The 12,624-nt window shown below is 46.2% G+C and carries 16 protein-coding genes; 6 read left to right on the plus strand and 10 right to left on the minus strand.

Annotation, left to right across the window (positions count from 1 at the left end):
- Positions 1-3: 3 nt before the first annotated feature.
- From AC0IYG_RS16345 to AC0IYG_RS16355, 3 genes are read right to left on the minus strand one after another with little or no spacing between them, the layout of a single operon-like run.
- A complete protein-coding gene (locus AC0IYG_RS16345; protein ID WP_471712181.1) occupies positions 4-216 on the minus strand; it encodes a hypothetical protein in 213 nt (70 codons plus the stop codon).
- A complete protein-coding gene (locus tag AC0IYG_RS16350) occupies positions 206-850 on the minus strand; it encodes a ChbG/HpnK family deacetylase (RefSeq protein WP_471712183.1) in 645 nt (214 codons plus the stop codon). Before AC0IYG_RS16350 ends, AC0IYG_RS16345 begins: the two co-directional genes overlap by 11 nt.
- Positions 851-874: 24 nt before the next feature.
- Complete coding sequence (locus tag AC0IYG_RS16355) at positions 875-1,801, minus strand: Nif3-like dinuclear metal center hexameric protein (protein ID WP_471712185.1); 927 nt, start codon at positions 1,799-1,801, stop codon at positions 875-877.
- A 145-nt stretch (positions 1,802-1,946) separates the two neighbouring features.
- On the opposite strand from AC0IYG_RS16355, the gene AC0IYG_RS16360 reads away from it, so the two are divergent.
- From AC0IYG_RS16360 to AC0IYG_RS16385, 6 genes are all read left to right on the plus strand, one after another.
- Entirely contained in the window at positions 1,947-5,195 is a 3,249-nt protein-coding gene (locus AC0IYG_RS16360; protein ID WP_471712322.1) for a DUF1553 domain-containing protein, read from the plus strand.
- A gap of 2 nt (positions 5,196-5,197) precedes the next feature.
- Positions 5,198-5,662: a DUF1501 domain-containing protein gene (locus AC0IYG_RS16365; RefSeq protein WP_471712186.1), complete on the plus strand. Its 465-nt coding sequence runs from the start codon at positions 5,198-5,200 to the stop codon at positions 5,660-5,662.
- Complete coding sequence (locus AC0IYG_RS16370; RefSeq protein ID WP_471712187.1) at positions 5,662-6,039, plus strand: DUF1501 domain-containing protein; 378 nt, start codon at positions 5,662-5,664, stop codon at positions 6,037-6,039. The genes AC0IYG_RS16365 and AC0IYG_RS16370 overlap by 1 nt, the downstream gene beginning before the upstream one ends.
- Entirely contained in the window at positions 5,990-6,715 is a 726-nt protein-coding gene (locus AC0IYG_RS16375; protein WP_471712189.1) for a DUF1501 domain-containing protein, read from the plus strand. The genes AC0IYG_RS16370 and AC0IYG_RS16375 overlap by 50 nt, the downstream gene beginning before the upstream one ends.
- 77 nt (positions 6,716-6,792) lie before the next feature.
- Positions 6,793-7,257 (plus strand): hypothetical protein, encoded by a 465-nt coding sequence (locus tag AC0IYG_RS16380; RefSeq protein ID WP_471712191.1) that lies wholly within the window; start codon positions 6,793-6,795, stop codon positions 7,255-7,257.
- The gene (locus AC0IYG_RS16385; RefSeq protein WP_471712192.1) at positions 7,254-9,071 is read left to right on the plus strand and encodes a M64 family metallopeptidase; all 1,818 of its coding nucleotides are present in this window, start codon (positions 7,254-7,256) and stop codon (positions 9,069-9,071) included. The genes AC0IYG_RS16380 and AC0IYG_RS16385 overlap by 4 nt, the downstream gene beginning before the upstream one ends.
- A gap of 57 nt (positions 9,072-9,128) precedes the next feature.
- Here AC0IYG_RS16385 and AC0IYG_RS16390 read toward each other — a convergent pair whose 3' ends face one another.
- From AC0IYG_RS16390 to AC0IYG_RS16420, 7 genes are all read right to left on the minus strand, one after another.
- Positions 9,129-9,431, minus strand: a complete 303-nt coding sequence (locus tag AC0IYG_RS16390) for a hypothetical protein (RefSeq protein WP_471712193.1) — start codon at positions 9,429-9,431, stop codon at positions 9,129-9,131.
- 4 nt (positions 9,432-9,435) lie between these two features.
- The gene (locus tag AC0IYG_RS16395; protein ID WP_471712195.1) at positions 9,436-9,765 is read right to left on the minus strand and encodes a ParA family protein; all 330 of its coding nucleotides are present in this window, start codon (positions 9,763-9,765) and stop codon (positions 9,436-9,438) included.
- Positions 9,747-10,001 carry a ParA family protein gene (locus AC0IYG_RS16400; RefSeq protein WP_471712197.1) on the minus strand — a complete coding sequence of 85 codons (255 nt, stop codon included), beginning with the start codon at positions 9,999-10,001 and terminating at the stop codon, positions 9,747-9,749. Before AC0IYG_RS16400 ends, AC0IYG_RS16395 begins: the two co-directional genes overlap by 19 nt.
- Positions 9,967-10,203 (minus strand): ParA family protein, encoded by a 237-nt coding sequence (locus AC0IYG_RS16405; RefSeq protein ID WP_471712198.1) that lies wholly within the window; start codon positions 10,201-10,203, stop codon positions 9,967-9,969. The genes AC0IYG_RS16400 and AC0IYG_RS16405 overlap by 35 nt, the downstream gene beginning before the upstream one ends.
- 225 nt (positions 10,204-10,428) lie before the next feature.
- Complete coding sequence (locus AC0IYG_RS16410) at positions 10,429-10,746, minus strand: hypothetical protein (RefSeq protein ID WP_471712200.1); 318 nt, start codon at positions 10,744-10,746, stop codon at positions 10,429-10,431.
- 116 nt (positions 10,747-10,862) lie between these two features.
- The gene (locus tag AC0IYG_RS16415; RefSeq protein WP_471712201.1) at positions 10,863-11,693 is read right to left on the minus strand and encodes an MFS transporter; all 831 of its coding nucleotides are present in this window, start codon (positions 11,691-11,693) and stop codon (positions 10,863-10,865) included.
- A 296-nt stretch (positions 11,694-11,989) separates the two neighbouring features.
- Positions 11,990-12,577: a TetR/AcrR family transcriptional regulator gene (locus AC0IYG_RS16420; RefSeq protein ID WP_471712203.1), complete on the minus strand. Its 588-nt coding sequence runs from the start codon at positions 12,575-12,577 to the stop codon at positions 11,990-11,992.
- Between the last annotated feature and the right edge of the window lie 47 nt (positions 12,578-12,624).

Raw genomic sequence — 12,624 nt, forward strand, 5'->3', positions numbered from 1 at the left:
GGCTTACTGCGCCAGGTCCTTGTATCCGATCAATGCAATTTTCTTTTCCTTAATCGCTGCTTTCACCTTCGGACTGGTAAAAAGATCCGTAACGCCCTGCCTGTCCTGTGCCACATCTTCATAGCCAATGTGATGGATCGCGCGTAATTCCGCATCGTCCAATCCAGGGTGGTCCACAAAAAGATAAGTTTTGCCTGGTTGCAGCTTATCGAGCATCTTGATAAAGCTGGTCACCTTTTTCTTCGGCGGTCTTGTGCGGCCCTTCATAGCCAGCGTAAGTGAGTCCGGCAGGTTCAGCATCGATTGGGATCTTGTATTCCTTCGCAAGTCGCCGCGTCAATGCGCGCACTTCTTCGGATATGCCCGTGCAGCCCATGTGAGACGAAATGTGGCTGATCGTCGGAAGTTTTTTCAAAGCCATTTCAATCTGGGCACGCAGTTCTTTTTCAACATCTTCAATCTTCCACTTATTTTCCATGATCGCGCGATTCGGATAATTTTTATTAGCGCGCACCATCGGATAAAAATAGCCGTCTTCATCACGCAGGCTAGGGCAGTCCGACACCGGCCGCCATTTCACATTGTCCCATTCGCTGGTAAGTGCAATGTGAATGCCAATGTCTGCACCAGGATTTTCCTGCAACATTTTCACCGCCTCAGGAAACCAGGGCGAAGGCACAATGATCTCAATAGAGGTCTGAAAACCTTCTTTAAAGCATTTAAGCAAAGCAAGATTTCCCGAATGCGAATAACCCATGTCATCGCCCCGCACAATCAGGCGCGGCGCATTTTGTGCATAAGCGGCGCAGCAAATGAGCACCAGGGCAATCGTATTATATATTTTCGACATGGATTTTATCGGTTAAATGTTATTTCAAAGCCAGGTAAATGGATCGCCGGAGGCAATGTGCGCCACCTTAATGCCTTCCAGTTTCGGTTGCAGCCATTCTACAAACAATTCCATCCCAGGCTCTTCGCTTACGGCATGTCCGAGAATGATCAGCGCCGTTTTGCCGCCCAGTAATGTGCTGTCCCGCATGTATTCGGCCGTTTCCCATTCAGACAATTCGCCTACGATCAGCACATCAGGATGCTCTTTTTCGACGACGCTCACGTGTCCTTTTCCGCCCGAAGCGCCCGGCATCAGCGAAACACGTTCACAGGATTTGTTCAAATCTCCAATCACCCGCAGCTGCTTGATTCCCAACGATTTCTTCAAATGCGCAACGAGATTTTGCAATGTGATCGCGGGGATGGTGAATGTCCTTTCGTCTTTTGGATAATAAGCCGTCCAGTTCAGTTTCTTGGCCACGCCATACGAAACCTGGTCCGGGTTGAGCGAATGGCAATAGTCATGAAAACGCCAGATTGCGATCTTATGTTTGTCTAAAAGTGCTTTCTTTTGTTTCACAACAGCATTATTCGGCACCCAATCCAGATCGTCGCGGTGGTTATAAAAGGATGGCTCGTGGGCGATGATAAAATTGGCATTGCGTTTGGCCGCTTCCTCGATCACCGTAATCGTGGGAAACATGGTCGTTACAATTCCTGTCACCGACTGTTGAGGTGTCCCGGATTTTAGTGTGTCCACCGTGTCCTTAATCGGCGTAAGCTTTCCTTCTTTTAATATCAGATCAATGACGCCCTGAACGGTGTAAGATTTTTGATGCGCTTCCAAAATGCCTGCCTGAGCGCCTGTCAGGCTTGCTAATGTCAATATGCCAGCGGATTGAATGCTTTTGATCAAAAAATTCCTTCGGTCAGTGGATAGGTTCGAAGCAGTCAGGGAACGGTGTTTCATTTCAGTTTTGGTAAAATAAGCGAGAGGCAATGCGCTTGGCGCATTTCGCAAATATAGGAATAGGAGAAATAATTAGGACAAAACTTTGAATGCTAAGAAGAAATTGACTAAAATGTAATTGCCTGAACGCCAAAAAGATTTGAAAGTGACCAAATCCATCTTTTTCCTCAAAGCTGCGCTGACCATTTTCCTCGGAGTCGGGCTCGTTTCCTGCGGGCCGGATATTCCGGAAGATGTTGAAGCGGCATATGCAGAATTGCCGGAAAAGCTGGATTACAACCAGCATGTGAAACCTGTGCTTTCGGACAAATGCTTTGCTTGCCACGGGCCGGATAAGGCGAAGCAAAAAGCAGGATTGCGGCTGGACATTCAGGAAGCGGCATATAGCGAGCTCTCCGAAAACAAGGGCAAGTTTGCAATCGATCCGGGCGATTTGCAAAACAGCGAAATGTTTCATCGCATTATCTCTGCCGACCCGGAATATATAATGCCTACGCCATCCTCGCATTTATCCCTTAATGCTAAGGAAAAGGCGATTTTGGTCAAATGGATTAAAGAAGGAGCTGAGTATAAGCCACATTGGGCATTTGTAAAACCTGTAAAAACGGAGTTGCCCGAGGTGCATAATGCAGATTGGGTTAAGAATCCGATCGATGATTTTATTCTTGCCAAGCTGGAACAGGAAAAATTGAAACCGGCACCCGAGGCGAGCAAAGAGTTGCTATTAAGACGGTTATCCCTCGACCTGACCGGCTTGCCGCCAACATTGTCTGAAATCGACGCTTTTTTGAATGATAATGCTGCCAATGCTTACGAAAAGCAAGTTGACCGGCTGCTGACCTCGCCACATTATGGAGAAAAAATGGCCGTCGATTGGCTTGATCTGGCGCGATTTGCGGATTCGCACGGTTACACGGTCGACCGGCTGCGGGACATGTCGCCTTACCGCGATTGGGTGATTAAGGCTTTTAACCAAAACCTTCCTTATGATCGGTTTTTGCATTGGCAGCTTGCGGGCGATCTCATGCCGAAGCCAAATAAAGACATGCTGATTGCCACCGCGTTCAACCGGAATCATCAGCAGAATATGGAAGGCGGCATCATTGAGGAAGAATTTCAGACTGAATATGTGGTGGACAGGACCAATACATTTGGTGACGCCATGCTCGGTTTGTCTGTGGGCTGTGCCAAATGTCACGACCACAAATACGATCCCATCTCGCAAAAAAACTATTATGAGCTTTTCAGCTTTTTCAACAATGTAAAAGAAGCCGGGCAGATTTCCTGGGACGATGCGCTGCCGACGCCCACATTGATGTTGCCGACCGACCGGGAGGAAAAGATGCTGGATTTCCTCAAATCACAGGAACTGGAACAGCAAAAAGTAGTGGATCAAAGCAGAAGCCATGTTCAGCCGGATTTTGAGAAATGGTTAAAAAGTGCCGATTTAATGAAATTAGTCACTGAAAAAATTCCGCAGGCTGGTCTGCAAGCTCGTTTTTCGTTTGACAAAAACACCTTATCCCGAAGCAACCTGACCAATGATGCGAATCCCAAACAGACGGGAACAATGAAACGGGAATCGGGGATGACGGGCGATAAACCCGTTTTCGTGACGCATGGAGAAGGTTATGCGATGCAATTTAATGGGGATGTGTTTCTGGATTTAGATCAAATCGGCGTTTTCCGGAAATCGGAGCCGTTTAGCATTGGCATTTGGGTGAATGTGCCCAAAGAAATGAAGGAGGGCGTAATCTTGCATAAGAGCCAGGCGGAGCGGCTTTACAATTTTCGCGGCTATCATCTTTATCTCAAAAACAACAAATTAGAACTGAATATGGCACACACAGCGCCTTCTAATGCGATCACCAAAATTTCAAAAAGCAACATTCCGCGTGATAAATGGATGCAATTGACGGTCACATATGACGGCTCGTCGAAAGCGGCTGGTTTTAAACTGTTTATGGATGGCCGTGAAATGATGATGGAAACGGAGACGGATCAGTTGACAAAAGACATTTTATTCAAAACCAAAACGCAGCCTGGATTGCAGATCGGCGCGTGGTGGCGCGGAAATGGTTTCAAAGATGGTTTGGCAGACGACATTGTGGTCTATAACCGTGCGTTAACACCATTTGAAATTGAAATATTGGCTGGAAAAGCAGACTGGAAATCCTTAGCTTCCAAGCAATATAATGCAATGACTGCAAGTGAATTGGCGATTGCAAAAGCTTATTACGAATTCGCAGTTTCGCCGACCATGCGAGCAGAAGAGAATAAACTTCGCGGTATACGAACAACATTGGCCGATTCAACTGAAAATATCCGCGAATTAATGGTGATGCAGGAAATGCCGAAGCGGAAAAAGGCGCACATTCTTTTAAGAGGCAATTATGATGCTTTTGGTGAGGAGGTTTTTCCAAACACACCGAAGTCGATCTTGTCGTTTCCTGCGCATTTACCCAAAAACCGATATGGACTGGCGCAATGGCTGACCAGCAAAGATAATCCGCTGACAGCGCGGGTGGCTGTCAATCGATTATGGCAAAATTTCTTTGGGACAGGGCTTGTTAAGACGACGGAAGATTTTGGAAATCAGGGCGAGCTGCCGAGCCATTTGGAGTTGCTGGACTGGCTTGCTGTGACTTTTCGGGAGTCTGGCTGGAATGTGAAAAAGCTTAATAAACACATTGTAATGTCGGCCACTTACCGGCAGCGCTCGGAAACTTCGCGCGAAGTGCGGGACAAGGATCCTGAAAACCGGCTGCTGTCGCACAGTCCGGCAAATAGGCTAACGGCTGAAATGATCCGCGATAATGCACTGGCAGCAAGTGGATTACTTAATAAGCAAATTGGCGGCAAAAGTGTAAAACCTTACCAGCCCGATGGACTTTGGGAAATCAATAACACGACTTACCAGCCCGATTCGGGCACGGCGGTCTATCGCAGAAGCCTGTATGTGCTTGTAAAAAGGTCCGTCCCGAATCCGACATTGGCAACATTCGACGCGACTTCCCGCAGTTTTTGTGTGGTAAGAAGGCAAAAGACGAACACGCCGTTGCAAGCGCTCGTAACCCTGAATGATCCGACATTTAATGAAGCCATGAAAGTGATGGGCCAGCAAATGACATTGGAAGCCAACCCGGAAACCGCATTAATAACCGCTTACCGTAAGCTAACGGGCAGAAAACCTTCTAAACGAGAGGTCCTATTATTATTGGAATTGAGAAATAAGCAATTGGTCAATTTCATAGCGAATCCAGCAAAGGCGGCTGGCTGGATCGCCGAGGGACAGTTTAAAATTGATAAGAAAACGGATTTTGCCCAGGTTGCCGCCCATGCGGTGGTCGCGAGCACGATTCTGAATTCGGATGCATCCTTAACCAAGCGATAAGCATGGAAAATCACCATAATGAGCCATTCAGGATCAACAATCCTGATTTTGATATGCTCAATAAAAGACTTGAAAGGCGTAATTTCCTGGTAAAAACATACCTCGGATTGGGTGCATTGGCGATGGGGTCATTGTTTGGCGTACAAAAACTATTTGGTTCCGGCACTTCACAAATGGCTGAAACCAGCGGTTCTCTGGAACAGCAGGTTTTGAATGCATTACCGCATATCGCACCGAAAGCGAAACGTGTGGTTTATCTCTTCATGGCCGGTGGTCCTTCGCAATTCGAAACATTTGATTACAAACCTAAGCTCGTTAAAATTGGCTGGTCAGAACCTTCCCGATTCCGTGCGAAAAGGGCAGCGGTTGACCGGCATGAGTGCGAATCAAAGCGTACTGCCTGTTGTGCCATCGATTTTCGGCTTCAGTCAGCATGGCAAAAGCGGGACGTGGGTGAGTCGAGCTGATGCCTTACACTGCAAAAGTGGTCGACGAGCTGTGCATGATCAAATCCGTTTATTCTGAGGCCATTAACCACGATCCGGCGATTACGTTTTTTCAGACCGGTAACCAGTTGCCGGGCCGGCCGTCCATTGGTTCGTGGGTGAGTTATGGGCTGGGCACAGACAATCAGAATCTGCCCGCATTCATTGTTTTGGTTTCCAAAAACGGCGCCAAGGATCAACCTTTATATGCAAGACTTTGGGGAAATGGATTTTTACCATCCAAACATCAAGGCGTGCAGTTCAGATCAGGCAAAGATCCGGTGCTTTTTTTGAATAATCCCGAAGGTTATGACGGCAGCGACCGCAAAGAAATGCTCGATTATACTGGCAAAGCTTAACCAGCTGCAAAATGAGCCTTATGGCGATCCTGAGGTTGACGCGCGCATTGCGCAATACGAAATGGCTTTTCGGATGCAGACTTCCGTTCCGGAAGTGATGGACACGGCAGGCGAACCGGATGAAGTCTTCGAACTTTATGGGCCCGACAGCCGAGACTCTGGGACTTATGCCGCTAATTGCATTCTGGCAAGAAAGCTGCTTGAAAAGGATGTCAAATTCGTGCAGTTGTATCATCAGGGTTGGGATAATCACGGCGGCTTACCCAAAGGCATTGCGCATCAGTGCAAAAACACGGATCAGGCGACTGCTGCATTAATTATGGATTTGAAACGCAGAGGTTTGCTTGAAGATACGCTGGTTGTCTGGGGTGGTGAATTTGGCCGGACTGTTTATTCGCAAGGCAAGCTCACAGCCGAAGATTATGGCCGCGATCATCATCCACGCTGCTTTACAATGTGGATGGCTGGCGCGGGTGTGAAGCCGGGGATAAGTTTCGGGGAGACGGATGATTTCAGTTACAACATTGTGAAGGATCCCGTGCATGTGCACGATTTTCAGGCAACATTAATGCATTTAATGGGCGTCGATCATGAGAAGTTGACTTACAAGTTTCAGGGCAGGCGTTTCCGGCTTACAGATGTCCATGGCAAGGTGGTGAATAGCATTTTGGCCTAAAATTGCATGATCCAACCGTTTTCTCAAAAATTGTGTCTGTTATTTTGATGGCTAAAAATTGTGCTTTCTTACTGGTAATGATGATATTTCATTTGGCTGGTTGCAAGTCCGCCGAATCCACGATTGCTGTACATAATCTGAAAAACTATGATGCGAAGTCTGCCAATCACATTCTTTTTCTGGATTTTGAATTAACAAAAAAAGGGAAAAACAGAGAGACGGCGGAGTTGGTGAATGCTGTTTCGGGAAGTGGGAAAATGAAGGCGCTGGTCCCGCCGGTTCACAGCCCATATCAGATCCGTGTGGTCCCGCATTACGCGAATGATCGCCTTGAAATTCCGTTGGCATTTGAGCATCCGTTGTATAGATCGGTGGAAGTGGCCAGCGTGGATGGGAAACTTAGTAAACAGGATCTTTCTGCTAAGAAAGGCACATTATCCTTTCGTATACAAGATGATAAAGCACTGGAAAAAGTGGAAATTTACAGTGTGACGCCGGAAAAAGGAAACATTAAAATCTACACGCTAACCTTGAAACAATGACAAAATTTTTTACCCTCATTCTATTATTTGTTTGTTCGCATTGCTTTTCGCAGATTTTTGAAGTAGACACCATTCACAAATCCGGCCCCATCGATAACCGCATTAATGTCGTGATTCTGGGCGATGGTTTTACCCAGGCTGAGCTTCCGCGATTTAAGGAACAGGCGACACTCTTTGCAGATTTCTTTCTGGCTTATGCGCCATATAGCGCTTACCGCAATTATTTCAACTTCTTCTCCGTGCCTACGCCGTCAAAGGAAAGCGGTGTCAGCAATCCTGGCAATGCGCCGGATGCTTATCCGGATCAGCCTGTTGGCATGAAGGACACTTATTATGGCGCAAGTTTCGGTGAATCCATTCACAGATTGGTGACAATCCGTAATTATCAGGCATTAAGCAATGTGCTTGCTTTTAATTTCCCGTCATATGATCTGGTTGTGGTGCTGGTTAACACGCCTTTTTACGGCGGCTCGGGCGGTTCAATTGCTGTGCATACGCTTCATTCACAGGCTAATACAATTGGCGTTCATGAAATTGGTCATACATTCTCTTATCTTAATGATGAATATTGGGCCGGTCCGCAATATGGCTGGGAAGCAGCAAATATGACTGCGGAAAGCAATCCCGAGCTTGTGAAATGGAAGAACTGGCTGAACGAAACCAATATTGGCGTTTTTAAGCACGGAGAAGGCGAGGCGGCCAAATGGCATAAGCCTACGGAAGCCAACTGTTTAATGGAATATTTGAACAAAGAATTCTGTGCTGTTTGCAAGGAGGCAACTACTGAGCGGATATTGCAACTGGTCAATCCGATTGATAAAATGGAACGCGACACGACGGATGAATCAGTGCTTTCAGCGGATGCAAGGACATTCAAGCTTGATCTCGTTGAGCCTGAGCCTAACACATTGCAGATTGCATGGGCATTGAACGGGAAACCGATGAAAGCGACCGGGAACGAGGTTAGCCTTTCGATTTTAGATCTTGCCGAAGGCAGCGGCCTGCTCACAGCCACCGTTTTTGATTCCACACATTTGAGCAGGCACGCATATGCGAAAGGCGAGCGCACCCGGACTACCCAGTGGAAATTGGTTAGAAGCAATGCGCCGCAGGTTTTTAAGCTGCGCGTTTCAGAGCCAAACATTTGTCCAGGAACATTCAGCGTGCTCACGGCGTCCGGCTGTGCAGGCAACATTAGCTGGTCAACCGGAGCCACGGGCAATTCCATCTCCGTTTCACCAAAACAAAACACTGAATATGCTGCGACCTGTAAAACCGCAGGGGAGCCTGATGTGACTTTGAAAGCGAATGTGCTCGTTTTCGCCCAACCCGAAGCGACCGCAACGAACACAGGTCCTTATTTCGAAAAAGCAACAATTGAAATTGCTGCGAGCGGCGGATCGTCCTATTACTGGACCGGCCCGGATAATTTTATGTCTCAGATTCAGGTTGCACAGATCGAGAATGCAACTGTTAAAAATGCAGGGATCTACGAAGTGCGGGTGGTGGATTTTAATGGTTGCGCTGATACGGCGCGCACAGAAGTGAAAGTGGAGCCGATCCTGAGTGCCGAAAACCCTGTTGATGCAATAGTGCAGGTTTCGCCAAATCCGGCAAAGGCTTTGGTAAAAGTGGCCACGGAGCTAGGAGGTGAATCGTTGTTTACAATTTTTGATATCAATGGCAGAAAGATTTTGGATAAGCGCTTTATGCTGAAAACAGAAATTGATTTGCACAAAAGGAGCTCGGGAATGTATTTGTACAGGTTCACCAATGGTGAAAAAGAGATCTCGGGAAAATTGCTGATTGAATAGCGGATTTGGGAATGCTATAAAACGAAGAAAGTCTCCGGGTGGGAGACTTTCTTCGTTTTATTCACCGGCAGATTTTGGCTTGCGGCCAACTTTCGTCCGGTTTCTGATTTTATCCGGCCGCGGACGGATTTCTTTATCTTGAAAATATAGCTTTAAGGATTCCAGAATGATGTCTTTTTGCGTGAGCCCTTCCCAGTAACCGTAATCTTTCATGTTTTCCATTAAAATGTAATCACAATCGAAAGTTACCTTAGTCGGTGCTCCATCCGCCACCTCATTGGGTTTGTTGTTGTCGAGCTCTTCCTGGATGTCAGCAACCAGTGGAAGCGGCGCAAAATCAAATTTCCTTTCCTTAGCCATCGTGTCAGTTATTGATTCGTTCTAAAATTTCTTTGGTTAACTTATAATAATCTTCCGCGCCATTGCTGTTAGGCGCATAGTCAAATATCGTTGTGCCATTGGCCTGAGCTTCCGAAAGTGCAATGTTATCCCGAATGTAAGCCGTCATGAATACATCTCCAAGCTGCTCCTTCGTGGCATTGATCAACTCGTGGCTGATCTTCTTCCGGATTTTCGGGTTGTAACGCGTTGCAAACACACCGCCCAGGTTTGTACTCGGACTTATCTTTTTAATCTCCGCAGAATAAACCAGGAAGTTGCGAAGACCTTCATAACTTAAAAATTCAGCCTGCAACGGAACATAATACTGATGACATGAAACCAAAGCCAGCCGCGTGTTTCCGTACAATGCAGGCGGGGCAGTCGCATGATCACGAAATCGTACCGGTCTTTAATTTTTTCCAAAGCAATTTTCAGGTTGAAAGGAAATACCGGAGCCGCCTTGATCGTGTCTTCGCGGTGGATCAATTCCGCCGATCCTGGCAGCGCATCAATGTCACCACACATGCTTGACGATGTCATCAAATTCATATTCGCCGGTGATGAATGTGCCGCTGTCTTTTTTAAGTCCTGTATGTCGAATGCCGAAACTTTTGGTAGACTTCACCTGCGCATCCAAGTCAATTACCAGCACACGTGCATTGGCAAATTTGCTGAGACCGGCAGCAATACTTTGAGCAGAAGTGGTCTTTCCCACACCGCCTTTGTTGTTGACAATACTAATGATTTTCATTTAAAAGTATTATATGTATAAAATGTTAAAAGTTTATCTAACGTCTGATATGTAAATAAACGTAAAATAATTTTATACCATAATCTTTATAAATAGAAAGAACGAAAAGTTTTTGTCTTTGTAAATGTATCGATCTTTTTAAAAGAATAATAAGTATTAAATGAATTTATTTTTGTGAAAAATGTAAGTTGTTGATAACCAAGTTTATTTTGCTCACTTCGATCATTACACAACTGGCTTAGCTGCATCAACAGGAGCGGATTCTGCCACCTTTGCAGTGACATTTTTATGAATGCGATACATCAGCAAGGCAGTTACGACAACAGCTGCAACAACCACATTCCCTAATGTAGGATAATGTTCGATGAAACCGGTGCTGGTTTCGGAGACGATAAAGCCGGCAAGAAGTGAAGCGAGTCCACCTGCGATCTGCTGAATGGAAGAGTTGATGCCCATGAAAGCACCGCGGTCCTGCGGTTCGGGAACAGCGGTCATTAATGCTGAGGCTGAAATCATCCGGCCTGTGATTCCTACAAAAAGCAAAACGTTCAGGATAATGATGATCCAGAGCGGCGTGACACTCAGATTAACAATAGATCAAAGTCATCACGCAAGTGATCGCCGAGCCTGCGAGAAACACTTTGTATTTGCCAATTTTGTCACTCAGTTTTCCGATGAAACGGACTAAACACGAGCATGCAAATTCCAGTGATCATATATAATGTAGGGAGCTGCGTTTCCTGAATGCCGAGGTTGTTGACACCATAAGCTGTTCCAAAAGGCATAAGCATGAAGCCTCCGGTTGCGAGCAATGTCGTTGCGGCGAACGCCTGTAAGTAGGAGGGGCGGGAAATTGTTTTTCCCAAATGCTTGAATGCATTGCCTTGCGACTGGATCTGCAAATGTGCGTTGATCGGCTTCATGTAAATAAAAACCAGCGCAACAACAACGATGCTCAATCCCACAATCATTAAAAACGGCGCGTGCCAGCTAAATGCTTTCGCCAGATAAAGGCCAATTGGAATGCCTAAAACCTGGCTGCTCGCAAATGCCATTTGCACAAAACCCATGATGCGCCCGCGCACGTTGATTGGGAAAAGATCTGTGATAATCGCGAAACTAATGGAGCCGATAACGCCGCCGAATAACCCGGTAAAGACACGGGCCATCAGCAGAAAATGATAAGTAGGAGCAATGCCGCAAAGAAAAGTGCCGATGATAAAGCCGCAATAGAAAAATAGGAGCAGCTTTTTTCGGTCAAATTTGTCTGCGAATCCGGCTGTAAGCAAGCCCGCAGCACCTGCGCTGAACGCATATGCGGACACCACAAGTCCGAATTGGCTCGTCGTAATGTCCAGCTTGTCGAGCAAAATGTAGCCCAATGGCGAAAGGACCATGAAATCGAGGACGATTGTAAATTGCAGCGTAGCGAGGATGGCTATGATGAACTTTTCATAGCCGGAAAATGTGGTTTTTTTTGTTTCGTTCATTTGGTTCGAGTCTGGTTTTAGTCAGTTAATTCCTCGCATGCATATCCCGCTTGTTTTACGAGATGGATGACGTGGGCGTGGTCTTCATGGGTGGCTTCGATGCGTAAAACATTGTCGCAATCGGACAGATCGACATTCCATTTTAGAATTTAGGGAACATCCATTCAGTACGGGCGTCAGTGATTTTACGTCTTTTTCTTGTTGATATTGGTCCGGAAAACCAATACAAATTGCTGTTCGTTGAAGTTATCTTTCATACTCGGCTAATTTATCGGCGTATTAAGTAACAATTGTGGTCAGGGTTTCAAGGCCTTAATGACCAAACCCAATGTCAGATTGATTTTTTCCTCGTCGAAAACGAACGGCGGCCTGCCGGGCATGCTCGATTTGGAAATGTGAAACTTTACCAGTTGATAAAGCGGGGCAAATGCAATGGACCAGTAAATCTCAACAGGCAAAGGAATCAGCTCTTTTCGTTCAATTGCATTGTGCACAAACCGGGACATCGCGTTCAAAAATCGCATGTCCATTGTCGACCGATCGATCAGCGGTGAGTGCTTAACCTGTTCCATAAAGGTCATGCTGGTGGGATTTTCGAAACAATAATTCATCCGATTGAGCCACTGAATCTTCAACCCTTCATCAAAATGGGCTTCCGGGTCGAAATTTACCAGCGTCGCATCCGCCATTTTTTTCGTTTCCTCCGTATAAAGCTGCTGGATCAGGTCCTCACGATCTTTGAAATAAATGTAAATCGTAGCGACCGAAACGCCCGCAGATTTTGCAAGTTTGTGCATGCTCAGCCCATCAAATCCGTGCGCCACAATCATCTCAATTGCCTTTTCACGAATTAATGCTTCCTTATTTACGTCCCTGGTTCTCAACGTGTATCAACATTTATAATCATACAAATATAAATGAACGTTCGTTT

The sequence above is a fragment of the Dyadobacter sp. AC419 genome (assembly GCF_979253085.1).